This window comes from Paraburkholderia panacisoli, assembly GCF_008369935.1.
Taxonomy (GTDB): domain Bacteria; phylum Pseudomonadota; class Gammaproteobacteria; order Burkholderiales; family Burkholderiaceae; genus Paraburkholderia; species Paraburkholderia panacisoli.
Genome location: NZ_VTUZ01000005.1, coordinates 135,466 through 158,355 on the forward strand (window position 1 = coordinate 135,466; position 22,890 = coordinate 158,355).

Annotated in this window: 47 protein-coding genes; 26 read left to right on the plus strand and 21 right to left on the minus strand. The window is 57.7% G+C overall.

The window, feature by feature from the left end:
* Window positions 1-15: 15 nt before the first annotated feature.
* From FVF58_RS09285 to FVF58_RS52610, 21 genes are all read right to left on the minus strand, one after another.
* Window positions 16-402 (minus strand): hypothetical protein, encoded by a 387-nt coding sequence (locus FVF58_RS09285; protein ID WP_149669608.1) that lies wholly within the window; start codon window positions 400-402, stop codon window positions 16-18.
* Window positions 399-962, minus strand: a complete 564-nt coding sequence (locus FVF58_RS09290; RefSeq protein WP_149669609.1) for a hypothetical protein — start codon at window positions 960-962, stop codon at window positions 399-401. Before FVF58_RS09290 ends, FVF58_RS09285 begins: the two co-directional genes overlap by 4 nt.
* Window positions 959-1,210 (minus strand): hypothetical protein, encoded by a 252-nt coding sequence (locus FVF58_RS09295; protein ID WP_149669610.1) that lies wholly within the window; start codon window positions 1,208-1,210, stop codon window positions 959-961. Before FVF58_RS09295 ends, FVF58_RS09290 begins: the two co-directional genes overlap by 4 nt.
* Window positions 1,203-2,150, minus strand: coding sequence for a phiTE_015 family protein (locus tag FVF58_RS09300; RefSeq protein ID WP_149669611.1), 948 nt, complete (start codon window positions 2,148-2,150; stop codon window positions 1,203-1,205). Before FVF58_RS09300 ends, FVF58_RS09295 begins: the two co-directional genes overlap by 8 nt.
* Entirely contained in the window at window positions 2,147-2,527 is a 381-nt protein-coding gene (locus FVF58_RS09305; RefSeq protein WP_149669612.1) for a hypothetical protein, read from the minus strand. Before FVF58_RS09305 ends, FVF58_RS09300 begins: the two co-directional genes overlap by 4 nt.
* Window positions 2,527-2,688: a hypothetical protein gene (locus FVF58_RS51305; protein WP_188130762.1), complete on the minus strand. Its 162-nt coding sequence runs from the start codon at window positions 2,686-2,688 to the stop codon at window positions 2,527-2,529. The genes FVF58_RS09305 and FVF58_RS51305 overlap by 1 nt, the downstream gene beginning before the upstream one ends.
* Window positions 2,689-2,690: 2 nt before the next feature.
* Complete coding sequence (locus FVF58_RS09310; RefSeq protein ID WP_149669613.1) at window positions 2,691-3,062, minus strand: hypothetical protein; 372 nt, start codon at window positions 3,060-3,062, stop codon at window positions 2,691-2,693.
* Between the two features lie 112 nt (window positions 3,063-3,174).
* The gene (locus FVF58_RS09315) at window positions 3,175-3,819 is read right to left on the minus strand and encodes a lambda exonuclease family protein (RefSeq protein ID WP_223191137.1); all 645 of its coding nucleotides are present in this window, start codon (window positions 3,817-3,819) and stop codon (window positions 3,175-3,177) included.
* On the minus strand, window positions 3,816-4,835 hold the full coding sequence (locus FVF58_RS09320; RefSeq protein ID WP_149669614.1) for a recombinase RecT: 1,020 nt from the start codon (window positions 4,833-4,835) through the stop codon (window positions 3,816-3,818). Before FVF58_RS09320 ends, FVF58_RS09315 begins: the two co-directional genes overlap by 4 nt.
* Entirely contained in the window at window positions 4,832-6,025 is a 1,194-nt protein-coding gene (locus tag FVF58_RS09325) for a coiled-coil domain-containing protein (protein WP_149669615.1), read from the minus strand. The genes FVF58_RS09320 and FVF58_RS09325 overlap by 4 nt, the downstream gene beginning before the upstream one ends.
* Window positions 6,022-6,342, minus strand: a complete 321-nt coding sequence (locus FVF58_RS09330) for a hypothetical protein (protein ID WP_149669616.1) — start codon at window positions 6,340-6,342, stop codon at window positions 6,022-6,024. The genes FVF58_RS09325 and FVF58_RS09330 overlap by 4 nt, the downstream gene beginning before the upstream one ends.
* A 33-nt stretch (window positions 6,343-6,375) precedes the next feature.
* Entirely contained in the window at window positions 6,376-6,900 is a 525-nt protein-coding gene (locus FVF58_RS09335; protein ID WP_149669617.1) for a hypothetical protein, read from the minus strand.
* Window positions 6,897-7,082: a hypothetical protein gene (locus FVF58_RS09340; RefSeq protein WP_149669618.1), complete on the minus strand. Its 186-nt coding sequence runs from the start codon at window positions 7,080-7,082 to the stop codon at window positions 6,897-6,899. Before FVF58_RS09340 ends, FVF58_RS09335 begins: the two co-directional genes overlap by 4 nt.
* Window position 7,083: 1 nt before the next feature.
* On the minus strand, window positions 7,084-7,272 hold the full coding sequence (locus FVF58_RS09345; protein WP_149669619.1) for a hypothetical protein: 189 nt from the start codon (window positions 7,270-7,272) through the stop codon (window positions 7,084-7,086).
* Entirely contained in the window at window positions 7,269-7,664 is a 396-nt protein-coding gene (locus tag FVF58_RS09350) for a hypothetical protein (protein ID WP_188130763.1), read from the minus strand. The genes FVF58_RS09345 and FVF58_RS09350 overlap by 4 nt, the downstream gene beginning before the upstream one ends.
* 341 nt (window positions 7,665-8,005) lie before the next feature.
* Window positions 8,006-8,212: a hypothetical protein gene (locus FVF58_RS09355; protein WP_149669620.1), complete on the minus strand. Its 207-nt coding sequence runs from the start codon at window positions 8,210-8,212 to the stop codon at window positions 8,006-8,008.
* The gene (locus FVF58_RS51310) at window positions 8,209-8,355 is read right to left on the minus strand and encodes a hypothetical protein (RefSeq protein ID WP_188130764.1); all 147 of its coding nucleotides are present in this window, start codon (window positions 8,353-8,355) and stop codon (window positions 8,209-8,211) included. Before FVF58_RS51310 ends, FVF58_RS09355 begins: the two co-directional genes overlap by 4 nt.
* 8 nt (window positions 8,356-8,363) lie before the next feature.
* Window positions 8,364-8,486: a prepilin-type N-terminal cleavage/methylation domain-containing protein gene (locus tag FVF58_RS52275; protein WP_223191138.1), complete on the minus strand. Its 123-nt coding sequence runs from the start codon at window positions 8,484-8,486 to the stop codon at window positions 8,364-8,366.
* A complete protein-coding gene (locus FVF58_RS54125; protein WP_281291166.1) occupies window positions 8,483-8,608 on the minus strand; it encodes a hypothetical protein in 126 nt (41 codons plus the stop codon). Before FVF58_RS54125 ends, FVF58_RS52275 begins: the two co-directional genes overlap by 4 nt.
* 206 nt (window positions 8,609-8,814) lie before the next feature.
* Window positions 8,815-8,952: a hypothetical protein gene (locus FVF58_RS51315; protein WP_188130765.1), complete on the minus strand. Its 138-nt coding sequence runs from the start codon at window positions 8,950-8,952 to the stop codon at window positions 8,815-8,817.
* Between the two features lie 577 nt (window positions 8,953-9,529).
* On the minus strand, window positions 9,530-10,294 hold the full coding sequence (locus FVF58_RS52610) for a LexA family protein (protein WP_246216992.1): 765 nt from the start codon (window positions 10,292-10,294) through the stop codon (window positions 9,530-9,532).
* Window positions 10,295-10,368: 74 nt separating this feature from the next.
* Between FVF58_RS52610 and FVF58_RS09365 the strand changes: the two genes are divergently transcribed.
* From FVF58_RS09365 to FVF58_RS09480, 26 genes are all read left to right on the plus strand, one after another.
* Entirely contained in the window at window positions 10,369-10,680 is a 312-nt protein-coding gene (locus tag FVF58_RS09365; RefSeq protein ID WP_149669621.1) for a transcriptional regulator, read from the plus strand.
* A gap of 113 nt (window positions 10,681-10,793) precedes the next feature.
* Window positions 10,794-11,159 carry a hypothetical protein gene (locus tag FVF58_RS09370; protein WP_149669622.1) on the plus strand — a complete coding sequence of 122 codons (366 nt, stop codon included), beginning with the start codon at window positions 10,794-10,796 and terminating at the stop codon, window positions 11,157-11,159.
* An 87-nt stretch (window positions 11,160-11,246) separates the two neighbouring features.
* Complete coding sequence (locus tag FVF58_RS09375) at window positions 11,247-11,435, plus strand: hypothetical protein (RefSeq protein ID WP_149669623.1); 189 nt, start codon at window positions 11,247-11,249, stop codon at window positions 11,433-11,435.
* Window positions 11,436-11,548: 113 nt separating this feature from the next.
* Entirely contained in the window at window positions 11,549-11,749 is a 201-nt protein-coding gene (locus tag FVF58_RS09380; protein ID WP_149669624.1) for a hypothetical protein, read from the plus strand.
* A 3-nt stretch (window positions 11,750-11,752) separates the two neighbouring features.
* Window positions 11,753-12,583 carry a hypothetical protein gene (locus FVF58_RS09385; protein WP_149669625.1) on the plus strand — a complete coding sequence of 277 codons (831 nt, stop codon included), beginning with the start codon at window positions 11,753-11,755 and terminating at the stop codon, window positions 12,581-12,583.
* Window positions 12,580-14,313 carry a DnaB-like helicase C-terminal domain-containing protein gene (locus FVF58_RS09390; RefSeq protein ID WP_149669626.1) on the plus strand — a complete coding sequence of 578 codons (1,734 nt, stop codon included), beginning with the start codon at window positions 12,580-12,582 and terminating at the stop codon, window positions 14,311-14,313. The genes FVF58_RS09385 and FVF58_RS09390 overlap by 4 nt, the downstream gene beginning before the upstream one ends.
* On the plus strand, window positions 14,310-14,579 hold the full coding sequence (locus FVF58_RS09395; protein ID WP_149669627.1) for a hypothetical protein: 270 nt from the start codon (window positions 14,310-14,312) through the stop codon (window positions 14,577-14,579). Before FVF58_RS09390 ends, FVF58_RS09395 begins: the two co-directional genes overlap by 4 nt.
* Complete coding sequence (locus FVF58_RS51320; RefSeq protein ID WP_188130766.1) at window positions 14,576-14,743, plus strand: hypothetical protein; 168 nt, start codon at window positions 14,576-14,578, stop codon at window positions 14,741-14,743. Before FVF58_RS09395 ends, FVF58_RS51320 begins: the two co-directional genes overlap by 4 nt.
* A gap of 5 nt (window positions 14,744-14,748) precedes the next feature.
* Complete coding sequence (locus tag FVF58_RS09400) at window positions 14,749-15,225, plus strand: RusA family crossover junction endodeoxyribonuclease (protein WP_342802398.1); 477 nt, start codon at window positions 14,749-14,751, stop codon at window positions 15,223-15,225.
* Complete coding sequence (locus FVF58_RS09405) at window positions 15,222-15,710, plus strand: hypothetical protein (protein WP_149669628.1); 489 nt, start codon at window positions 15,222-15,224, stop codon at window positions 15,708-15,710. Before FVF58_RS09400 ends, FVF58_RS09405 begins: the two co-directional genes overlap by 4 nt.
* Window positions 15,710-16,234, plus strand: a complete 525-nt coding sequence (locus FVF58_RS09410; RefSeq protein WP_149669629.1) for a hypothetical protein — start codon at window positions 15,710-15,712, stop codon at window positions 16,232-16,234. The genes FVF58_RS09405 and FVF58_RS09410 overlap by 1 nt, the downstream gene beginning before the upstream one ends.
* Before the next feature lie 178 nt (window positions 16,235-16,412).
* Entirely contained in the window at window positions 16,413-17,099 is a 687-nt protein-coding gene (locus tag FVF58_RS09415) for an HNH endonuclease signature motif containing protein (protein WP_149669630.1), read from the plus strand.
* The gene (locus tag FVF58_RS09420; protein ID WP_149669631.1) at window positions 17,096-17,368 is read left to right on the plus strand and encodes a hypothetical protein; all 273 of its coding nucleotides are present in this window, start codon (window positions 17,096-17,098) and stop codon (window positions 17,366-17,368) included. Before FVF58_RS09415 ends, FVF58_RS09420 begins: the two co-directional genes overlap by 4 nt.
* Before the next feature lie 3 nt (window positions 17,369-17,371).
* Window positions 17,372-17,536, plus strand: a complete 165-nt coding sequence (locus tag FVF58_RS51325; RefSeq protein WP_188130767.1) for a hypothetical protein — start codon at window positions 17,372-17,374, stop codon at window positions 17,534-17,536.
* Window positions 17,533-17,760, plus strand: coding sequence for a hypothetical protein (locus tag FVF58_RS09425; RefSeq protein ID WP_149669632.1), 228 nt, complete (start codon window positions 17,533-17,535; stop codon window positions 17,758-17,760). Before FVF58_RS51325 ends, FVF58_RS09425 begins: the two co-directional genes overlap by 4 nt.
* Window positions 17,757-17,990, plus strand: a complete 234-nt coding sequence (locus FVF58_RS09430; RefSeq protein WP_149669633.1) for a hypothetical protein — start codon at window positions 17,757-17,759, stop codon at window positions 17,988-17,990. The genes FVF58_RS09425 and FVF58_RS09430 overlap by 4 nt, the downstream gene beginning before the upstream one ends.
* 178 nt (window positions 17,991-18,168) lie before the next feature.
* A complete protein-coding gene (locus tag FVF58_RS09435) occupies window positions 18,169-18,396 on the plus strand; it encodes a hypothetical protein (protein WP_149669634.1) in 228 nt (75 codons plus the stop codon).
* Window positions 18,393-18,806: a recombination protein NinB gene (locus FVF58_RS09440; protein WP_149669635.1), complete on the plus strand. Its 414-nt coding sequence runs from the start codon at window positions 18,393-18,395 to the stop codon at window positions 18,804-18,806. Before FVF58_RS09435 ends, FVF58_RS09440 begins: the two co-directional genes overlap by 4 nt.
* On the plus strand, window positions 18,803-19,198 hold the full coding sequence (locus tag FVF58_RS09445; protein WP_149669636.1) for a hypothetical protein: 396 nt from the start codon (window positions 18,803-18,805) through the stop codon (window positions 19,196-19,198). The genes FVF58_RS09440 and FVF58_RS09445 overlap by 4 nt, the downstream gene beginning before the upstream one ends.
* Window positions 19,195-19,644: a hypothetical protein gene (locus tag FVF58_RS09450; RefSeq protein WP_149669852.1), complete on the plus strand. Its 450-nt coding sequence runs from the start codon at window positions 19,195-19,197 to the stop codon at window positions 19,642-19,644. Before FVF58_RS09445 ends, FVF58_RS09450 begins: the two co-directional genes overlap by 4 nt.
* Before the next feature lie 38 nt (window positions 19,645-19,682).
* Window positions 19,683-20,279 carry a hypothetical protein gene (locus FVF58_RS09455; protein WP_149669637.1) on the plus strand — a complete coding sequence of 199 codons (597 nt, stop codon included), beginning with the start codon at window positions 19,683-19,685 and terminating at the stop codon, window positions 20,277-20,279.
* On the plus strand, window positions 20,276-20,530 hold the full coding sequence (locus FVF58_RS09460) for a hypothetical protein (protein ID WP_149669638.1): 255 nt from the start codon (window positions 20,276-20,278) through the stop codon (window positions 20,528-20,530). Before FVF58_RS09455 ends, FVF58_RS09460 begins: the two co-directional genes overlap by 4 nt.
* Window positions 20,527-20,733, plus strand: a complete 207-nt coding sequence (locus tag FVF58_RS09465) for a hypothetical protein (protein WP_149669639.1) — start codon at window positions 20,527-20,529, stop codon at window positions 20,731-20,733. The genes FVF58_RS09460 and FVF58_RS09465 overlap by 4 nt, the downstream gene beginning before the upstream one ends.
* Before the next feature lie 123 nt (window positions 20,734-20,856).
* On the plus strand, window positions 20,857-21,369 hold the full coding sequence (locus FVF58_RS09470; RefSeq protein ID WP_149669640.1) for a hypothetical protein: 513 nt from the start codon (window positions 20,857-20,859) through the stop codon (window positions 21,367-21,369).
* The gene (locus tag FVF58_RS09475) at window positions 21,366-22,079 is read left to right on the plus strand and encodes a metallophosphoesterase (protein ID WP_149669641.1); all 714 of its coding nucleotides are present in this window, start codon (window positions 21,366-21,368) and stop codon (window positions 22,077-22,079) included. The genes FVF58_RS09470 and FVF58_RS09475 overlap by 4 nt, the downstream gene beginning before the upstream one ends.
* Window positions 22,076-22,840, plus strand: a complete 765-nt coding sequence (locus FVF58_RS09480) for a hypothetical protein (protein WP_149669642.1) — start codon at window positions 22,076-22,078, stop codon at window positions 22,838-22,840. The genes FVF58_RS09475 and FVF58_RS09480 overlap by 4 nt, the downstream gene beginning before the upstream one ends.
* Window positions 22,841-22,890 lie beyond the last annotated feature (50 nt).

Here is a 22,890-nt window from a genome sequence, read left to right on the forward strand (position 1 = left end):
TGTCGTGTACGTGGATCATTTGGCCTCCGCAAACATGTCGATTGTTTTTGTGTCGCGCCCTGGTTCGGGCGGCAGTTCAATCCGTGCCGTTATGATCAGCTTTGCGCCGGCCGGCAAGTCTTCGGCATAGGCCAGGAATCCCGGCCCCGTCACGAGCCCGCTATTGCCGAAGAATCTGCCGTGCTCCTTCTGGTCGGAGACGACTTCGAAGCGTGTTTCCGGGTTGCTTGCGGACAGAACCCGATTCGGTTCTTTGTGTCGCAAGCACTTCCACCGGTCGCCGCTGTAATGCTTCACCTCGAAACTGTTGACCATGTCCCGCTGTGTGTCATACCGGAATATGTCCCATTCCTTGCAGTCGGGATGGGAGCATTTGACGCGGAATGTCCATTCGCGTTTCATGCCTTCTCCTTCGCTGCCTGCTCGATGGCGCCCACAAATTCCTTCTTCGAAGGTGGGACGCCGACGCATCGGAGGGTCAGGTAGACCTCGCTTGTGATTTCGATGTTCCGGCGCATGAGCACTTCGAAAAGCGCCTTCAACACATCACGCGATGCGCACTCGGCTGGCTGGGCGGTGTAGAGCGGAACGTCGTCATCTCGAACCTTGGCTCCGACAAGGGCAACACCATCGCCTATGTCGAAATCGTTTCTCGCGATCCAGCCGAATGGCACCGCCTCACTCTTGCCACCCTCGGCTTGCGCATCGCTCGATGCAAGAGCGGTGCGGGCCTCTGCGTCCTCGGCGCGCTCCAGCAAATCGGTTTGATGCTGGCGCGCTGCGTCGGTTACTGACTTCTGGAATGCCAGATCTGATTCGACGGAGGCAATGCGGGCGTTCGCGGATTCGAGAGCATCGGCGGCTTCGTCGTAAATTTGGGCAGCCTGGTCTTTGTATCTTGGGGCGGAAATGCTTCGTATGTATGCGGCCCGCTCGCGAAGCTTGTTAATCAGGTAACTCATTGTTTGTCTCCATTGGCGAGGACGCGAATAGCGTTGGCTTCTGACCGATAAATCATCGCCATCGTGTCGGAAGTGTGATTGCCACATGCCGCGAATTCATCGGCTCGCGCGTCCATGAATGCGCCTGCTTCCTCTAGCGCAGCGCGGCGGGATGCAGCCAGCAGATCAAGAACGGCGTCCATTACGTCATCATCGACATAACGCCGCGTTCGCGCGTAGATCGATTGCTCCAGTTCATCTTTAGTCATTGCCTGATCCGGGTTCTGGCTGGGCAGCGGTCATCGCATACAGCGCACGGCCTTCCGGTGTCAGCGAAACGAGCACCGCGGCGGATTGCCCCGGAGCTTGGTCGCAAAGCGGGTGATGCACAATGCCTGCGAAATAGCCAAGTCTCGCGCACTTGCACGCTTTGCCAGCTTTCGCGGGCTGGGTGGAGAGAGGCGCAATATCAGGGTTGCCCTTCCAGCCATGCGGGCGAGCATCTTCTTCCTGCTTCATACCCTGTTCTTCAGCGCGTCGAATGCACTCATCAAGTCCGCGTTGCTTCATCTCGTCCATATGACTGGCAGACACCGCCTCCCCCGTCTGTGCTGGCTGCGTCGCCGTGGCTTGCGGGGATGCTGCGCGGGCTTGCCATGCTGCCCATGCGTCGCAGATCGCGGTGTACTTGTAGTCGTGGCCATTCCGCGTCAGACCATCGGCCCGTAGATCGAACTCGACGCGTGCCCACGCCTCAAACGCCGCCCGCTCATCGTCCTGCACGGCAGATGCGGGCCGGGATGGTTGCGGGGCGGCTAGGATCGAAGCGCGGCATTCATTCCAGCCGTCCACGTAGGCACATTTCACTTCGTGTTGATCGCCTTCCTCTGCCGAGCCGCCGTAATATTTCGGATCGGGCAGTTTCGCCTTCGTAACTGCCTCAATAATTCCGGCTTGCCACGTGATGTATTCATCGGGCGTAACAGGCTTGCCATCAATGAAATACTCCATCGCAGGCTTGTAGAGTCCGCGCAGGGCATACGCGGGCGAACCAGCCACCGCCTCCCCCGATTGCGCTGGCGCGGCAGGGGATGCGGGGAGCAAGGCGCGTACAAAATCCATCAGCGAGTCTTCGTCGAACCGAATTCGACCCCCACTATCAACATCAGAGTAGTAACTCGCGGTCTTCATGATCTCGTCATGTGTCATTTCAAATCACCATATGTCACTGATACGATGCCGTTTTTACGATCATCCCACCCGTCTTGGTAGGCCTTCTTGATGTGGTTAGCCAAAGCGTTTCTAAAATGCTCGTAACCGCATTCGGCCAATTGCCAGAGTTCATTTGCAATTGCGACGTGCCCCCACCCATCCGGCGCGGCCGATTTGCTTGCAGATAGCAGTTCGAGTTCGGCCTGCTTGCGTCCAATATTCCAGTATGGCGTGAGCCAATGATCATCGCTCGGCGGAACATTCATGTTCTGGTAGCCAAAAGCCATTGCGCCGTCGATCGCTTCACAAGTGAGCTTGCGCTCAAGCTGGATCTGCTCGGATGTCATGCTCTTGCGGATCTGTTCGTCTGTCATCACCCATCCTTTATCTCAGCAAGCCATTTCTGCATCTGCGCGACGGCCATCGCTAGTTCGCCGGGCCACAGCGCGCGGCGCTCTACGCTTTGCGCTGTCTTCTCGGCCATCGCTGCGATGAGGCGCAGGTTTAGGGCGTTGGTCGTGGCGTCCTCACTCATCGCTAAGCGGCAGACAGCGTAGCTCTGGCGCGATCAAGTACGTAATGCATCTTTTCTTCGCCCGCGTCTTTCATCTTTGCGATGGCAAACCCGATTGCTTCATCGATTGTGTCGCCACCCGCAACCCGAAAACCCGTTCCCACATGCGTCACTCGAAAACGCTCGGCATCGATGTCGAACAGCACGCCGAGCTGCACTATTTGCTTATCGAAGAAAGGATTGAAGTGAACGACGAACGTTTCGCCGCAATTGTTCGGCAGATCGACTGGATCGCCAACCATCTCTAAGGTTTCGCCTTTCACGCAATGAATATGGAATCTCACGTTCATCGACCTCGAAAAAAAGCCGACCCATACCGGCGTCGGCAAAATCACACGCACTCTCGTGGAGCCGGAAGGGCGCCAACGATGATGCTGGGGGGGTGCCGCTGCATCGGCTTACCGGGAATACGCGTTAGCCAATCCGTGCGATGCTGCGGCAGTAAAGTTAGGCGGCCATCAACGCCAGTTGCTTGTGTGTCGCATCGACTTCGATCAGGAACTGGCGCAACTCCGCTTCGTATGCCCGGATCTCTTCATCGTCGCGCTCGACGCGAAAGACGAACAGTTGAAGCTTCTCGGGCATCTTCGGATCGAACGAGATGAAGTCTGCGAAGTCGGCGTTGGTGATGAGGAAGTTATGCAGCACCTGAGGCTTGTAGACAGGCGGGAGGCGATTGCCTGTCAAATATTCCAAGTGCGTCTTACTCTTGGGGCACTTGATCTCGACGAAGCCTTTGCGCTGCCGCTGTTCCGCGAAGCCATCGACGCTGCAACCGACCATCAGCTTTTCCCAGTAGGCGAACCCGGCTTCCTGCACGAACAGGCCGGTCTTCGCCTCGTAAGCCATGCGGGCGAATGGCTCGCGCTCGATACCGTTCTGAATATCGCGCGACGTGAATTCATCTTCACAAGGTTCGCCCAGCAGGCGCTCAAGCGCCAGTTGCACGCGATAGTCGGCCCGCGTGGCTGCCTCGCCTGATTTGACCTTAGCGAGGATCGCAGACGCCTTGGAGCCGGTCGCACGTCCAGCGCGATCCGCCTTCCACTCGGGTGTCCCTTGGGCATGCTCAGAAAGAATGTACGGGATCATTGCGGCGCCCCTTCTTTAGCCATTTGACGTTGAAAATCGGCCTGCAACTCCGCGTCATCGGAGCCGGGTTCGCGCTGCGGCGTAGTCGCTGGCATATCGATGGTCTTGCCATCATCCGGAGCCCTCATCAGTTCCTCCTTGCGGTTCTTCACGGTCGCCTTGAACGTGTCGTAGGCCTTCTTATCGCCACTCGCATTGATGATCGCCAGGCCGCCTTCCCAGACCGTTTGCAATGCCGCCTCACTTGCTGCCTCTTTGGCCTTGTTGCACCATGCAGTGAGGACATCGGGCGCACAACCGGCAGACTGCTGGGGCCGAATGGATTCCAGCCCCTCGCCTCCTTCCGTGTCTAGGAAGTGGATCGCTTTGTTAAGCCTGTCGGTCTTCGGCCAATATTTGTACGCCTGCTTCACGCACGTTTTCTTGATCATCTCGCCCGGATCGGTTTCCCACGGCCCGCGCTTGCCGGGACCGTTGCGCTTCCACGATTCCGACCGATCGCGGATCGCGTAGGCCGCGTCAATATCCATCGTGTGCGTCAGATACTCGCCGTCAGCCGTCTTCACGACCACATAGACGCCGACGATCTCGCTGCGGTCCTTCGCGAAGGGGTTGAACTGGTGCAGCGGCATCTTGTCCATGCCGTTGAGCGCAAACGTGTCCTTCTCGTGCACCAGTTGTGCCTGCGCCCATTTGATCCCGCCGTCTTGGATTGCGAGGTCAATCAGGCCCATATAGCTGATTTCGAGACAGATCTTGCCCTTACGCGGAACGAGATAGGCCTGCTTCTTGGCAGGGTTCAGGCTGATCCCTATGGCGGCTACGTTCGTCACGGCATCGATGACAGACTGCTTGTTGTTCATCGCCTGCGTGAGCGCATAGTCGTTTCCAGAAATCATCTGAATCGCGAATCCTGCCTCGCGTTCAAAATTGATCGACCTGTCGACGCTCACAGCCTCGAAGCTGGCGCGGACGCCGTAAATCTCGTCCGTAATTAGTGCGACGGCGTTGCTCATGCTGCTTTCTCCGATTCGATGGTGTCGGGAAATTCGATGAATTCGATCTTCCCGACCCAGTTGCATGCCGTCTGATACGTAACGCCGTAGTGGCTGGCCACGAGATTTAGGATTTCAACGTCGCCCGGGCCGCTCTTGATGAACTCGACTCGTTCGCGCCGCTTCTGCTCGGCAATCGCCGCATCCTGTTCGGCGCGGATGCGGGCGGCCTCGGCTCGCGCTGCCGCTTCCTCTGCCTCACGTTTGGCCCGTGCCTCAGCCTCAATCGCTGCCAGGCGCGCGCGTTCGACTCGTTCCTGCTCGGCCTTCACTGCGTTAATCTCGGCTTGCTGGCGAGCGATTTCCTCGCGCTGCTTTCGAAGCTCGGCTTCTGCCGCTTCTCGCTCTGCTTGCAACTTCGCCGCGGCGGCTTCGCGTTCGGCCCGCAACCTGGCTTCCTCTGCTTGCCGGGCGGCTCTCTGCTCAGCCTCAACCCGCTCCCGCTCCGCCCTATCCTTCGCTTCCTGCTCACGGCGGGCGGCTTCGGCCTTGCGTTCCCGCTCGGCCAGTTCCGCACGTTGGCGCTCGATCGATTCGCGCTCTGCGGCGAGTCGGGCTTGCTCCACTTCCAACACGATCTGGGCGATAAGCATTTCCTTCAGCTTGGCGACCGTCGCCATTTGTGCGGCTTGGGCCTCGCCCGCGAACTCGAAGTACTCTTCGAGCGTGATCTCGGTCGTTTCCAGTTCGCTGATCGCCGATTCAAGTTCATCGGAAGTGCGGCCCATCGCAACGACCACGCAATCCTTGATCTCGTCGATCTTGGCGCGGATGCCGTCGATGCGGGCTTTGTCCGCGGCGGCCTTGCGCTGCCGCTCGACTTCTACCTCTGCGTCCCACGCATCGCGCAGCTTCTGCAACCGCGCCTCTTCAGCTTGGGTGATCTCGATCAGGCGCTTCTCTTCCTGAATCACCGCCTTACTGAACTTCGTCGCATCGTCCCGTGCATCCTTGCCAGCCTTCTCGATGGCAATCCGTGCGTTCTTCAGCGTCATGTAGGCGGAATGAGCCTGCTCGCGCCCGGCCGGGTTTTTGATCTCGACGATGTCGGCGTATTTCTTCGACAGTTCGATTAGCGTCTTTTCATGCTCTGCGGCGCCTAGTGCTACTGCTGCGCGCTCGGGGACCGTCAATTCCGTGGCTTGGCTCACGCTACCTCCGTAGGATTGTTCTCGATCGCCAGAAGCGACTGAATGCGCGAATTCAGCTGCGTCACTCGTGCTTGAAATTCGGCCGTCAACTTGCGCTTCTCACGTTCCAGGTTGGCGACCATTCCCTCTCGCGGGTCAAAGTCATCCGGCACGTCGATCTCGAACTCGTGCTGGCGAACGATGACGATTTCGGAATCGTGCGCAGTGCGGTCATACGTTGAGAAATCGAACTCCATCCCCTCGACATAGCCGTGCTTGTCCAGGTCATACCGCGATGTTTTGCGGGCATTGATGAAACCTTTGATCGTTACCTTCATCTCTTTCCCCTTCCTCTCTGTGTTCTCGGTGCGTCAAGCCGACGCGCGTTGTCGTTCTTTCAGCGCTGCCTTGTAGCTCGCCTTGGCTTCTTTCTTCGTGCCGCACCATTCACCCTCAACGTCGCGTCGATAGTCATACGGATAGGCTTCGTATCGGTACATGCGGTATTCGTAGCCGTATCGATCGCGCGGCGCGTTGCCGTATGCTTGACGCTGCTCGAACACCGGAAGGCGGCCGTTCGTCAAAAACTCACCGAATGATTCGCAGCCGTCGCGATCACGCCATTCGTCCGCTTTCGTGCGCTTGCGCGGCTCTGGCGCGGGTTCGTTGTTGAGTTGCACGAACTCCCTTCCTGCCCTGGTTGCAAAGAAAATGTCATCGCCGCCAGTGGCCGCGTTGCCCTTGCGACTCGTCATATAGCCAGCGGAGACCAGCCCGACGCACGCTAGCCAGTCCTTACCGCCCTCGCCGGTGATGAAGTAGTTCCGGTCATGCCGGATATGTCCGTACTGATCGGCGCCGATGGTATGGCGAAGGATTTCAACCCAATCGCTCACGCCAACCTCCGGCCCGTCAACGGGTTGTAGACACCTCGCTCGGGCGCATGCTTCGGATGAAACACCCACCGCTCGCCCAGCGCTTCAATCGCCCGCTTGCGCTTCGCTTCAGGGCTGTTGTCTGCGGCCTCGACCATCTGGCGAAGCATGGCTTTGCGTTGGGCCTCAAATGCGTCGAACATGTCAAATCCCCAGTAGTTGTTTTGTAATCAGTCCAGCGATGGTGAGCAATGCACCGCCGAGTGCGCAGATGCGGATCTCGACGTACAGGCGGTCGAGGCGGGTTAGGCGTTGCTCGTCGGCCAGGCGTTGGCGGCCGGTGTCGGAGATGCAGACGGTCATGCCGTCGTCGTAGTCGTATGTGGCGCTCATTCGGCACCTCGCGCGCGGAGCATGGCGTCGGCCCACGCAGCCGGCCATTGCACATAGTGCTGTTTCTCAAACTCCGAATTCCATGCTTGAGCGAGAGTTCGATGAGCGTTCACGCGCTCGCAGTAGTCGCGTATGCGCGGACACTTCATATCTTCAATCCCGAGGTATTCGTCCCAGCCGTAATACTCATTGCGCTCTTCATCCGTCATTTCGGCGGGAATTTGCACGCTCGGAGGCGGGGGTGGCATGACTGGCTTAAACCACGGCTGCGGCTCTGCTGGTGCATGCGCAATGAAGTAATCACGCGCCGTCAACCCGAGATTGATGCTCGGCATGTCGTTCAAATCGCCGCACCATGGGAACGCGCGGCCTCCGGTTTCGATCTCGCTCATGCCATACCTCCAAAATACCGGGCCTCAGCGTCAAGCAGAAGCCATCGGTCGTCGTCCCAACTGGACGCGCGCTCGGATTCGGTAAGCGGTTCCGGCTCGCCATCCGATCCGGCCAGCAACGCATCGTCATGCCATGGCAGCGTATCGACCAATCTCTGTCTCGATTTCATGATGTGTAGTCCTTATTTGTAGGGTGTCGGCCCTGGCGGATTTGAGCGTCACGCACTGGAATTCGTCAGGGCTCCGGCCTCGCCGATAGGCCGGAAATTGCATTCGGTCTCATGCTCGCTCCGCTGCTCCCCAATCGGTCTCGCGGTATGGGCATTGCTCCCGGCGTAAAATCAGTTTTCTTTCGGGGCGTGAATGGTGATGTCGCGTTGGCGCCCACCATCAACCTTGATTTCCTTCGTCACGTCGTGCCCCTGGCGGCGGACCAGTTCAACCGTGAGGCTGACGAACGCGCCAGTCAGAACGGCGAGAACATCGGAAACTGGTTCATCATCCAACGCCTTTTCGATTGCCGTGCCGAGGTTTTCAATGGCGCTCATTGCCTTCCTCTCGTTTCGTTATTCAAACCCAGCGCTGCCATGAAGCGAGCAAATGCCGCCGCATCAACCGCATCCTGAATGCCCTGCTGCTCGTCCACCCATGCGCGAGTGAACTCGATCCACTCGTCTAAGTCGCTTTTCATGGTTCACCTCACCAAAACTTGCTGATGAAATGCATGGCGATGTAGATCAACCCTCCAACCCCTGCTATCGCGCACAAGGTCAGCAGGATGGCTAGAACCTCAATCGCTGTGAATCCGCGTTGCTTTCTCATGCCCGCCTCCATTCGGTCTTCCGCTTCTGCGAATCCTGACGGCGCTCATCGGCGCCACGCACAAACAGAATGAGCGCGAGGTCGGCGACAAAGAGCAAGGCGATCCAGTGGTAGATGTTCATTTGAACGCTCCTAACATATGGTCACGTTGAATTCCGCCGACGCTTCGCGCTTGGCCGCTTCGAAGCATGGCGAACACGATTTCAGGCTGATTTCGAATGTCGGCCAATAACTCTTGTGAGTGCGAGTCTCGACTCCCTCGGCGAGCGTCTTGCATTTGTCGCAGTGATCGAGAGTGCGGACGGTCATGGGGCGGTTTCGCCAGGCATCAAGCGCCGTCGCGTTCATCTTTAACTCCCGGAGCGATCAGATTCAGCGCGATCTCCCGGAGGAGATGGTCTGTCAATGTGCCGTGCGGTAATGGCAAGGCATTAAGTTCAATTAGGTCTTTCGCTAGTAAGGACATGGTGGTCTCCATTGCGCCGCAGCGCATAGTTGTCCTAACGGCGCACCGCACGACGCGGCACGCGGGTATGTTTGATACAACAGTCTCAGTGGAGCGCCCTACGCACTGATTGCCGCCAGCGCCGGTTCTGACCGTTGGGGCGGCTTCGCTCAAGGCGCTCCACTGAAACTGCATCCAGACCGACCGTGCATCTGGCCGGCCTGGCGGGTGCTAACCTTTACCTCGCCAGGGTTAGCTGGGCGCCTTTCGGAAACGGATCATCTGTCCGCCATTTCGTGGCTTTTACATGCAGCCGCCACGGCCAGGAGCTGGGCGCTGTCGACCGAAGCCATCGCGCCTATTCATCCCAAACTAGATTTTTAAAGAACCCTCAGGCTTCGAGGTGCGCCGTTGCGCTGGTGCTGCGTGTTTGCTGCGAATGAGTTCATACTACACACCGTGTGAGTTTTCGTCAAACTCTTTTTGTGAGTTTTATTTCGGGGTAATTTGTGAGTTCCCGTTGTATGGACGCAAAAAAGCCCGCTCGATGGCGGGCTGTATGCAAACTGCGTGAGTAACCGGCGGGAAACTATGACACCTAGAAGACCTCTGTCTTGGCTTTGATGACGCCGCAAATGGTGGCGTTGCCGTTGACTTCAAAGATGCGGTTAGGCCAATTCGGGTTCAAAGCCTTCAGGAATTTCCTCCCTCCTTCAATGATGAGTTGCTTGAACGTAGCCTCGGATTCATCATCCAGGCGCACGACGACCAGCGATCCATTTTCAGCATAAGCGTGAGGCTCGACCAGCACCAGATCGCCGTCTTTGAATGAGCGCTTGCCAGTAGGGTCGTACATGCTCTCGCCACACACCCTCAGCCAGTAAGAACTCTTCGACACCCTGACAGGTGCCTCGATCCATTGCTCCGCGTCTCCCGGCGCAAAATTGTCCACGATGCGTTCCCAAGCTCCAGCCTGAACCCAAGAGATCAACGGGTACGGTCCCGTCCCTTCAGGTCCTGGCTCAGTGTTGTTGTTACCGATCTTATCGCCCACCACCCTGAGCGAATCGGTAATCATGCCTGAGATTTGACGCTTTATCGACTCATCAGTAGTTGCTGAATTGTGGTTGGAATTTGCGGCAGCCGACAACAGGTCATCAGCGCTGCACTGCAATGCATCAGCGATTTCGCGGACCCTCGACAGAGGTGCCCCGCCCCTTTTTTTCCAGTTTGTAATCGTGTTGGTCCCCGTCCTCAGCTGAACCGCTAACCACGCCGGTTTCTTGCCGAGCGTCGCCAACTTCTGGGCGATCACAGGCCACGGAATATTTGTCGTTTCCATTTGCGAAGGGTACTTGTTCATACACGACTTGTGACTCACAACGTGAACTCACAAATATCTTGCGCAAAACTCACGGCGCGTGTATATTTGTGAGCATGGAACCGACAAACACCAAACCCGAATCTGAAGCGATGCGCCGCGCCATCAAAGAGGCAGGCGGTTTGAAGGCTCTCGCCGATGCACTTGGCGAGCAGCCGAACACCGTCTCCAACTGGATTAATCGCGGTGCGCCGATCGACAAGTGTCCATCCATCGAGCATATCACTGGCGTTCTCTGCGAAGAACTGCGCCCGGAATATGACTGGGCCATGTTTCGCAAAGTCTTGTGTGCGAAGGGTCGCGGAAAGGCTGGTGGTGGATCGGGCGGAAAGAGCAAAGAAGCAAAGGCGCGTGGGCAAGCAATCTAACAACACAACATAACTAAGGGGCGGGGGGTTGTAGGTCATATCGCGTTTTTATGGGGGTCTTCGGACCCCCTTAATCTCGCCCTCCTTCAACCTGTAAAGCAATAGGTAAAGCCATGAAAGATAACAATCAAGCAGAAATGCCGTGGTTCCAAGTGCTCCCGAAGATCAGTTTCGTGAGCGACGACATCGTTCGCACATGGACTTGCAAGCGCGATGCAGTTGCATGGTGCTGGGCCCACCGCCCCAAGCGTGGAATGAATGAACCTGATGACCAGTCGATGTGCGCTCGGTTCGTCGGGATGCATGCACCGCATATGTCGCGCTGCCTGAATCAGAGAACCAAGGCGCCGATGGACATGCAGTCGCAGTACGTGAAGCTGTTCGAGCAGTACACCGGCTGGCGCGGTATCTCTCAGTTCGAGATGCGGGACCGCGGGCTGACGATCATGGAAGAAGTTATTGCGCAGAGGGCGGCGTAATGCGCACCGCGATCTTCATCCTTTGTGTCGTTGCCTTCGGCGCTTGCCTGGTTGCAACGATCCTGATTCCGTTCTTTGGAGGTTGATATGAATGCAGCTGATCGCGCGATTACCGACGAAGAACGGGAGTCGCGGATAGAGCAATTGGGTGCCGCGATGGTTCTCGCAACGGATCTGACCGAACGCGCGCGACTATGGCGCCGACTGAAGGATGAGATCGCGGCACGCTCGCCGGCACAGGTGGTGAAGATGGAAGCGCAGAAGGGGTTGCGATGAACACGTGCAAAACCTGCCTCAAACAAACGCTCATGTGGCTTGTGAACCACCAGCTTATTCGCGGTTCATTCGTCGACTGGGCAATGGAAAAGTTCGATCTGAAGGAGTTTTGAATGGAAAACGGCGTTGTCTTGGCTATCGATCTTAGCGACCAATGCGTGACCGTGCGTGAGCATGGCCCCGCCGATTATCACGTTGAAATCGAGGGCAATCTCGGTCTTGATAAGTCCTCGTCGATCTTTATGGCGCCAGAGGAGGCGAAGCGTCTTGCTGACGCTCTGCTGTACGTCTGGAAATTCACGCGCACGGAATAAGCAATGGCCGGCGACTGGATCAAGATGAGGGTATCACTGACGCGCGACCCGCGTGTGATCCGCATGGCCGACTGGTTGGCGGGGCAAGCTGATTTTGTTTCTTGGCTTACGGTTCCCGCTAAGGAGTCCTCCGTGACATCTGCGTACGGTCACGTTACGCGTCACGTGACGGTCGCGTTATGCGTCACAGCACTGCTTGTGACATGGGGTACGGCACGCGAACAAGGGGACCGTGACGGAGACGATTTGATCCTCTCGCAATGCGATCTCGACACGATTTCCGCTATGTCTGACCTGCCCTGTTTTGGTCCCGCAATGTCACTTGTGGGATGGGCAAGGCTGACGGAAGACGGGTCCGTGATGTTCCCGAAGTTCTTCCGCGAGAACGAGACTCCGGACGAAAAGCATAAGCGGCAAGCGGCTGAGCGCCAAGCCCGTAAGCGAGAGAAGGATCGTTTTGAGGCGGAAGAGAAATCCAGAAACAGTAACGTGACAAGTAACGTGACGGATAGCGTGACAGACGACGTGACAGTAACGCACAGAGAAGAGAAGAGGAGAGAAGAGAAGAGAGAAACAAAAGCAGAGACGCGACGCGCTACGCGCTTGCCTGCCGACTGGGAGCCGAGTGATATCGACATCGAATTCTGCCAAGTAGAAAGACCGGATCTGGATGTCGAAAGCGTCGCTGCGCAATTTCGTGACTTCTGGATAGCCAAGGGTGGGAAAGACGGCGCAAAGCTCGATTGGCCCGCTACCTGGCGGAACTGGGTTAGGAATCAACGTGGCGGGAAGCCGAGCGGTCAACAAGGCAACACGACGGGGCTTGTACTGTGAAGACATTTAGCGATTTTGGAATCGACATCAGCGGCAAGAGCGGCGTAGAGGTGAAGACGACCTGCCCGCAATGCTCGCCCAGCCGGAAAAAGAAGAACTACCCGTGCCTGAACGTCAACACGGAACAGGGTTTGTTCAACTGCTGGCACTGCGGATGGAGCGGCACGCTCAAGGGCGGCGAATGGCAGAAGCCGGAAATCCGCAAGGTCTACAGCCGGCCCGTGTTCGCCACGCCGACGCAAGTTCCGGACGGCACCGTAGCCTGGTTCAAGACGCGCGGCATTGATGCTGCAGTGGTCGAGCGGAATGGCATCACCAAGGGTTCGATCTACTTCCCGCAGGTCGAGGAAGAGCGCGACTGCATCATGTTCCCCTACTTCCGCGGCGAGGAAGTCGTCAACATCAAATATCGATCGAAGGACAAGCACTTCCGCATGGCAGCCGGCGCTGAGCGGATTCTGTACGGCATCAACGATATCAACCCGGACGTGCTGGTTTGGGTCGAAGGCGAGATCGACAAGCTATCCGTCGAGATGGCGGGCCTGAAGAGCTGCGTATCGGTCCCCGACGGTGCGCCGGCCGCCGACTCGAAGTCGTACAGCAACAAGTTCGATTTTCTCACCGAGAAGGCGCTTGAGGCCGTCAAGCTGCACATCATCGCAGTCGATAGCGATGAACCGGGCGTGCGCCTTCAGGAAGAGTTGGTGCGCCGCCTGGGCCGCGAGAAGTGCCTGATCGTCGTATGGCCGAAGGATTGCAAGGATGCCAACGAAGTCCTTCTGAAGCATGGCGCCGAGATCCTGGCCGATTGCATCGGCAACGCTCGTGCCCTGCCGATCGAGGGAACCTACAGCGTCGACGACATCATCGAAGCGATCTTCAACGATTACGAATACGGCCCGGAGCGCGGCGTGTCGACGAGCTGGGCGGAAATGGATGAGACGTATCGCGTGATGACCGGCGAATGGACGCTTGTAACGGGCATCCCTGGGCACGGCAAGTCGGAATGGCTGGACGCCCTTGCTCTGAACCTCGCGAACCATTACGGATGGAATTTCGGCATCTTCTCGCCGGAAAATCAGCCGCTCAAGTATCACGTCGAGAAGATGGCAGAAAAGATCGTCGGCAAGCCTTTCATGGAAGGCTTTACGGATCGCATGTCTTTCAAGGAAATGAGCGAGTCGCTGAAATTCATCAACGATCACTTCCACTTCATGCTGCCGGATTACCCGACCGTCGATGGTTTGCTCGAGATATCCCAGCAACTGGTGCTGCGCTACGGCATTCGCGGTCTGATTATCGACCCGTGGAATGAGATCAACCCTGCCCGTGACGGAAACGTTACTGAAACGGACTACATCAGCCAGGCGTTGACGAAGATCCGCACATTCGCCCGTCGCAATCAGGTGCACGTGTGGCTGGTCGCTCACCCGACGAAGCTGCAGAAGGACAAGACGACAGGTGCCTACCCGGTCCCGACACCGTACGACGTCAGCGGTTCGGCCCACTGGCGCAATAAGGCCGACAACTGCATCACGGTCTATCGGGATGTTGTGCAGACCGGCTCGCCCGTCCAGGTGCACGTGCAGAAGGTCCGGAAGAAGACCAATGGCAAGGTCGGAATGGTCGAGTTCGTCTATGACCACATTTGCGGACGTTACCAGCCATACAAGAAGAGCGTCCTGCCGAACACGTACAACATGCATCACCGTAAGAAGGAGGCGGCATGACGCCAGTTACTCAAATCATCGGAAAGATCGTTTCAGACTATCAGAACGGTATCTATCCGGACAGGGACCAGAAGCGATTCGCGTTTTACGAAAGGCTGGAATTCGAGGCCGAGGCATTCGAAAAGTGGTTGAACGATGAGAACCCTTTCTATTCGTTTGAGCGGTATTCAGATGAGCCGATCACGTACGAAGACGCGGATACGGATGACGAATGGCACAAGTGGCTTGCTGAGAAAGGGATCTCGATGCGGGACGAATACCAATGATCGCCGATCCCAAGCGCTTGCATGAAGTACTCGAGGAGATTGCAGACTGGACGATTGATCGGCGCCGCGAATATCTAGCCGACATGCGCAAGGTATTCGGAGAAGCGGCAGAGAGGCAACTGAAGGACGGGCTAACGGGGTATTGGAAAGAACGTAGGGGGTAAGCGAAATGGAGATGAAAGAAATGGCAGATTCGACGGGTAGTAGTGCTAACGGGGTGATGTTCACGGTGCCCGGCGTTCCGGTCGGTAAGGGTCGTCCCCGCTTCGCTCGCCGAGGCAACTTCGTATCGACCTACACGCCGGCCAAGACAGCAAGCTACGAGAACCTGGTGAAGATGGCCGCAGTCGAAGCGATGGATGGCGCAGCACCGATGAAGCGCCCTCTTTCGATGCTTCTGACGATCCACATGCCGATCCCGGAAAGCTGGTCGAAGAAGCGCAAGGATCTGGCCGTGCGTGGCCTGATTGGCGCCACCGTCAAACCCGATTGGGACAACGTTGGAAAGCTGGTGGCCGACGCGATGAACGGAATCGCCTACGTAGACGACAAGCAGATTGTCAGCGCGACGGTAGCGAAGCAATACGGAACGGTGCCGCACATCGCTGTGCGGATTCAAGAGTACGCAGAAAGGGAGGCCGCATGAGCCGCAGCCAAAAGCCAAGAAAGAAGTACAACCCGACACGCTGGTTGAATCGCGCCATCGTCGCCAACGAAAAGCGCATGGATACCAAGCCTCTGAACGAGCAGCGCCAGAACGAAATCGCACTCGGCCATCACCTGTCATTCGAAGCGTTGATGCGCTGCCCGACCGAAGAAGCCTGGTATGACCTGGCTGGCAATCTAAACATGGCGCTGATCCTGTGTGAGCGCGGGCATGGTGGCGAGTACATCGATGACATCAAGAAAGCAATGATCGGGATGATGCGCGCCAAGTACCGGTCCGATCGCACTGGCAGCTATGCGCTCGACGCCGATGCAATCCAGTCGCTCAAGACGGCCCTCGCAGTGCATGACGCCCAGCTCGAAGTGGCAGAGCGTAGCGAACTTCGTGCGGCAGCAAAGACCATCGTCGGCCGCGCGAACAACGGCGATATCTACGCCGATTTTCAGATGAAGGAGGCCGCGTAATGGAAAAGAAGCCAAAAGTATGGATCGAGTGGACGACGACAGAAATCCGCATCCTCAAGGAGATCTGGGCATGCAATGAGCCCATGAAGACCAAGATGCATCTTTTGCCGCGGCATTCATTGCGCGCCACGCTCTTCAAAGGTCAGAGCCTGGGCCTGCCAGCGAGACATAACGTGAAGTCAGAGTATTCGCCCGCGTTTGCCATTCTGAAGCATGCGCTTGAAACGTCGTCGGATCACGCCAAGAGTCTCGCCGAAAGGACCGGAGTTTCCTATCGCCGCGTCGGTGAATTTCTCAAGGTCATGCACGATGACAACCGCATCCATATCACCGGTTGGCGAAAGACGGAACTCAATGGGCCGCCGTTCCCGATTTACGCGTGGGGCGAAGGTGACGACGTTCGCAAGCCGCAACCCGCTGCTATGCGTAACCGGCTGAAGCATAAAAGCCCGGCGAAGTGCGCGAATAACCCTTTCGGCCAGTTGGTTGCTTATGCGCGCGAAACCCACCGGGAGGCCGCATGACCTGGACCTCTTGTGCGACGCCGCCAGAGCGGGATGGATGGGTTGAAGTCCAGTGTTTGTTCCCGGACGGCGAGCCGCTGACAGAGCCGGAAGTACTTAAGTGGGAAGGACGCTGGGTCGGAAGTTTTGGACTCGAAGTGATGCCGTATGACAGATGGCGCGAGATCGGAGGTGAGAAATGAAAAAGCCATGGCTGCCAGCGGATATTGCTTTGCTCGAGCGCGCGTATGCGGACACAAACACCGCGACGCTGGCAGAGCAGATGGATCGCACGCCCACTTCTGTTTATCAGAAGGCTCTCGGCATGGGATTGAAGAAGTCTGCCGCCTATATGGCCGAATCGCTCGCCGCTGCCGGCCGTCACGCCGCTGTCGCCGGGATGGCCTCGCGATTCAGGTCCGGCCAGAAAGCATGGAATACAGGCGTCAAAGGTGTTTGCGGCACGCACGAAAACTGCCGGCGCACGCAGTTCAAGAAGGGCGAGATGAGCGGGGCCGCGCAGCATAACTATGTACCGATCGGATCGGAGCGCTTGAGCAAGGACGGATACCTCGAGCGCAAGGTCACGGACGATCCGAGCATTGCGCCGCAGCGTCGCTGGGTCGGCGTGCACCGCCTGGTATGGGAGGCCGCAAACGGGCCGGTCCCGCGCGGCCACGTCGTGTGTTTTCTCGCCGGCCGTCGCTCGGCAGAAGCCGAAAAGATCACGCTCGACGCGCTCGAGCTGGTCAGTCGCAAAGAACTGGCACGCCGCAACCATCCGGTTTCGCGCTCGCCCGAACTGGCGAAACTCGTTCAACTGAAGGGCGCCATCACGCGCCAGCTTAATCGTATCGCCCGCGAGGCGAAGGAAGGACAGTCATGAGCACGATCACCGATATGCGCGAACACCTGATGCAGACGCTTGCTGCGCTTCGCGACCGGGACAACCCGATGGACGTCGACCGTGCGCGCGCCGTCGCCCAGGTGGCCGGCGTGCTGGTGGACAGCGCAAAAGTCGAAGTCGACTACATCAAGGCGACGGGCACGGAAGGCGAATCGGTGTTCATGGCATCGGTCACCAACGATCCGTCCCGGCTGCCAAGCGGCGTTACGCCGACGCCGACCGGCCTAGTTCACCGGATCAAGGGGTAAGACATGACCACCCTACTCGGCTTCGACCGCCCCACTGCTCTCTATGAGTTCGCGAGCAACCATGGGATTCATGCTGGCAGCCTAAATCAGCTTATCGAATTCGCGACCGAGTTACAGAGGATCGCTCTCGACAGCGCGAAGAAGGAAGAGAAGGAGGAAACAGAGTGAATACACCTGAACTCATCGTGCGTTGCAAGGCGCATCTCACCCGCATTGAAGAAATGGCGGCCCGTGGCATGAAAGACGGCTCTGTCTTGCTTGAAGTGGCGCGGTTCGCGGGCGTGGCGAATGTCCTTCGCTGGGAAGCCGAGGCGGAATACGAAATGGCACGCCTGGCGACGGAAACGCGCGAGCGTGCACAACGGGATGCTGCAGCGGGGGTGACGCAATGATCGATCAGATTGCAATTGGACTGTGCGGCGTTACTGCGGTGTTTCTGTCACAGGACAAGCGGGAGTCGCGCCGTCGCTATGCGTGCCTGTTCGGACTCGCATCGCAGCCGTTCTGGTTCTGGATGACGTGGAAGGCCGGGCAGTACGGGATATTCGCGCTCTGCTTTCTGTATGCATTCTCGTGGGTGCGCGGGTTCTACGGTTATTGGATCAAGCGGGGTTCGGTATGAAGATCATCCAACGAGGTACGCCGCCACGCGAGAGGGAATGGCGCTTCAGGTGTGTTCATTGCCGTTCGGTCTTCGAGTGTATGCAGAGCGAGGGACGCCTGGTGTCAGATCAACGCGAAGGTGACGCGCTGGTGATCGCGTGTCCGGTATGTGAGCGTGAATGTTACGGGAGCGTCAAATGACCAACTTTCAATCCGAATGGGCCGGCAACGAAACCGACCGCAGCGGCGATGCTCTGTTCAAAGTCGGCGAGATCGAGCGGGCCGTGCATTTCAACGAATTTACGGACTATCACGCCATTGCACAACTTCTGAATGAGGCTCGCAAGGTCGGGCGTGAAGAAGCCGCTAAGGAGTTTGCATGGCGCGTGAGTCAGGTTGCAAGGGAAATGGGGGTAGAAGCATGACCGCCGCCCTATACCGCGAGTTCACATTGCGTAACGGCGGCGTCTGGAATGCCGTCGTCGCCTTCATCAAGGCCAACGCACCGGTCTTTGCCGACAAGGGCGAGCCGCTTCGCCTGATCGTTACGGCCGAAGAGCGGCAGCGCAACGCCCAGCAGAACCGCTTCTACTGGGGCGCCGTGCTGAAGCAGATCGCCGAGTCCGCTTGGGTCGAAGGCCGCCAGTACGACAAGGACACCTGGCACGAGTTCTTTGCTCGCCGGTATGGCGTACTTGACGAACTGACGCTGCCCGATGGCGAGATCATCACGCGCCGGAAGTCGACGACGCAGATGAGCGTGGGGGAGTTCTCGACATATCTTGATAGCGTGCAGGCATATGCCGGCGAAACACTTGGAGTCCAATTCGAATGAGCGAAAAACGGATTTGCTACTGCTGGCGGTGCTGGAAAGAAACCGAAGAGCACGGCATTGGCTTTTGCGCCGAGTGCTACCAGCCGAAATACGACACCTCGTTTCTGCCGATGGACCACGTTCGCGTGAAAGCGACGGGCAAAGATCTGCACGTGAACAGCGCGCATTACATGGACTTTTCGTCCGGCTCGTGCCGTTTGATGTTCAGTGTGTGCGGGACTCTGGAACCAGGCGAAAAGCACCCCGGAAAGCTTTACTACCAGGACGAGTGCGAACTGGTTCACCGTCACGTCTACCGACCATACAAGGGGATCAGGCGCTGTGACTGCGGTCAAGTATTCACCACTGGCGCTGACGTGATGATGCCTCGCGGAGAAGTGACATGGCAATGAAGCGCTCAGGATTCAAGCCGCGCAAATCAACCCTCAAGCGCTCTCCCTTCGCCCAGCCCACCCGCCAGCAATTCGAGCGCGGACAGGAGGCGAAGAGGCGGATCGGCCTGAAGCGGAAGGCTAAGCGGCCGACCGTCGAGGAGGGATCGAAGTATCTGGCGGCTTGCCGCGGGGAGCCGTGCTACCTGAACGTCTGTTGTCCGTGGACGGATTGGGCTGATCCGACGGTCGTGCCCTGCCATTCGAATTTCAGCAAGCACGGAAAGGCCGGCGCGCGGAAGGCAGATCACGAATTTAGCGTACCGGGCTGTATGGCATGTCATGCATGGCTCGATACCGGGCCGGCGCCATACGATTTGAAGTTGGAGACGTTTGACGGCGCGCTGGAGCGATGGGTGCCGCGGCGCGCGAGAAAAATGGGACTGGAATTTAAGGAGGCGGCGTGACCCCGACAGCAATCTTCCTGTTCGACAAGACAGGCAACATGGCCCAGCCGTGGCGCGACGCCGGCTATCGCTGCATCTGCTTCGATGTGCAGCATGTCGGCCGATTGGTACGCGACGGGGTCATGTTCGTCCATTGGGACGCCCTGCTCGGCCTGCCGGCCATTCCGCCCGATAGCCTGGTTGAGTTCGTGTTCGCCTTTCCGCCCTGCACTCACCTGGCCGTTAGTGGTGCGCGCTGGTTTCAGGGAAAAGGCTTGCGCTCGCTGGCGCAGTCGATCGAGATGTTCGCGTCGGCCGCGGAGTTCTGCGAATCCATGGGCGCGCCTTACGGGATCGAGAACCCTGTATCAACTATCTCGACGTACTGGCGCAAACCGGATCACGCTTTCCATCCGTATGACTTCACCGAGTTCGAGCTCGCAGACAACTACACGAAGAAAACCTGCCTGTGGACTGGCAACGGCTTCGTGATGCCGGCACCGAACCGCGCTGCAGGACTGGAGAAGCCCGATAACCGCATTCACGCCGCACCGCCATCCGACGACCGCGGCGACATTCGAAGCGCTACACCGCTCGGATTTGCGCGTGCAGTGTTCAACGCCAATGGGCGGCAACTCAATCAGGAGGCAGCTTGAGCGACAAACCGTATAACCCGTGGCGCGAGTTCCTTGAGAACGTGCGCGATGGCAACAACTTCTTCCGGTCATCCGAATACGACGAGTTGGCAACATACATTGACGACATCATCGCCGAGGTGCGGCGGATGAGGGCGCTGCTCGACGGTCGTCCTGCCCTGAATTCTGGGTTGGTTGAGGCTTACCACCATTGGACGGCCGGCGTCTATGAGAGCGATACGAGCGCAGCTAGCGGGGAGACGAAGCAATGACCTACGTCGCCGCCTACCTACTCGGCGTCATCACCTTCGGCGTGTTCATGCTCATGAAACTGAGGCACAGGACGCCGGCACCGACACTTTATCGCCGGAAGAACCGCGACCGCTTGCCCGAGGTGGTGCCGATTCCTGTCGTGGATGCGGGAGTGGGCGGCATTCGATACGAGCATCTTGGGATGACGGGCTTTGAAGAATGATCGCGAAATATATGATTGACAGCGCTTCAGATAAGGACTACGAAGCGCTTTTCTGTTAAAATATCGGACAGTATTTCAGGTTGTTTTTCAACTACATTTTGTGTCTCATGTGCGGGGTTCCGAATGTTCAAAGACAAGTACGCAAGCGACGTCAGAAGTTCGAATCTCGCCTGGAATGAGCGCGAGGAGAAGGCGATTGATCGTCTTACGGCTATCGGCATGTCGGACCAGCTTGGAGCCGCCCTGTTCCGGTTCAAGTTTGGGTCGGATGCTTTCTCCGGGAAGCGAGCAATTCACTTGCTGGCACACAAGGCCAAGTGCAATCTCGGCGTGGAACTGAGCTATGCAACGAAGTTGGCGACGGCATGCATTAAAGAGTTCGTTCTGGACAATTGTGTTCCTTGCAATGGAACTGGCCTGATCCTGAATGGCGCGCGGTACGACAAGTGCGGCAAGTGCGGCGGCTCCGGGGTCAAGCGCCACTCCGATTCGGAGCGCGCCCTGGCTGCTGGGCTGCCGGTTGAGAACTTTGCGCGGAACCATCAAAAGAAGTTCGACCAGGTAATGACGTGCATGATGGCGTCGGTGGCGGCGACGGGCGCTAAGACGCGCCAACTGTTGAGGGACGCAGCATGAACGCATTTGTCCACCACTACGAGCGCAACACCACCGGTCGGGATTTCGCGGTCGGTGACATTCATGGATGCTTTCGCCTGCTGCAAACCGTGCTTGATGGCGTCGGTTTCAATCCTGAGGTCGATCGTCTATTCAGCGTCGGCGATCTGGTAGACCGCGGGCCCGATTCCGAGATGGCGCTGGAGTGGATCGACAAGCCTTGGTTTCATGCGGTACAAGGCAATCACGAAGACTTAGCGATTCGGTACGTCAATCCCGGCCAACGCGACGCCGCCCACTATGCGATGAATGGCGGTGCATGGCTGATCGGCAAGACGCCGCACGAACAGCAGGACTACGCGCTTGGGCTTGCCGCCCTTCCCTACGCTATCGAGGTCGAAACCGCAGACGGCCTGATCGGTATTGTTCACGCAGATATTTGCGGCCCGACGTGGGGCGGCATGGTGCAGCGATTCGCTGAGGTCAAGAGCAGCAACAGTCTCAAGGCCATCACGAACATGGTTCTTTGGTGTCGAGACCGTATCTCGCTGGAGGATCATTCTGGCGTCCCTGATGTGCGCGCTGTGATCGTGGGACACACTCCGCTGAGTAGTCCGGCTGCGCTTGGCAACGTCTATCACATCGACACGGGCGGCTGGCTGCCAAGAAGCGGCCATTTCACGCTCATTGATCTTGGCACCTTGAAATATCAGTCTGTGGAGACGGCATGAAGAAGTGGCGCGGCAGAGTGTTGATTGCGGAGAAGATTAAGGTCGTCGAGGAACTGGGGTTCTCCGCAGAATTGGCTGATGAGTGGTATGGGAAGTTTCTTAAACATCAAAACCATGCGCTAGACCGGTCGATCAAAAGCCTTCTGACCTTTAGTCAATACATGACCAAAGTTAGGGATGCGGGCATTTCCTCTCCCGCGCAAATTGGGCGGAAGCGAGATCAATTCCAGATGGGCCGCATTGGCGACGTTGGCGACTACGAAGAGAATAACTGCAGGTTCATCACGGCATACCAAAATCACTGTGAAGCCAGGGCAAACAGCCGTTTTGAAGAGCGAGGTAGACTTGACTCGATTCTCTTGGCTGGCCAGACAAAGCACACGTCGGAGAGATATAGGAAGATTTCCGAGGCGCTTTCCGGGCGAACAGCGGAAACCCATTCATACATCGCCAAAAATGCTATAGCGAGCGCCAATGCATTGCGGGGACGCACCAAACAGAACGACCCGCGCATGGTTGGAATTGCTGACAAGTTGGCGCGGGATTTCGTCATTCGAAGTCCCGGTGGGCAAATGCATGAGGGGAGGAATCTCAAGGAGCATTGCGCGGCGTATGGGCTTAACTATGGGCATATGGCGGCTGTCCTTCGCGGCAAGGAGAAACATCACAAAGGCTGGACGGGCTCATATGTGAACGACATCGACCTGGCGACGCTGGAGACGATTCCGGCGATGCCGGAGAAATTGGATTGGGCGGCTTAACCGTGTCACACACCAAATCTAGAAAAAAGTTGTTGCACGCATCTAGATCT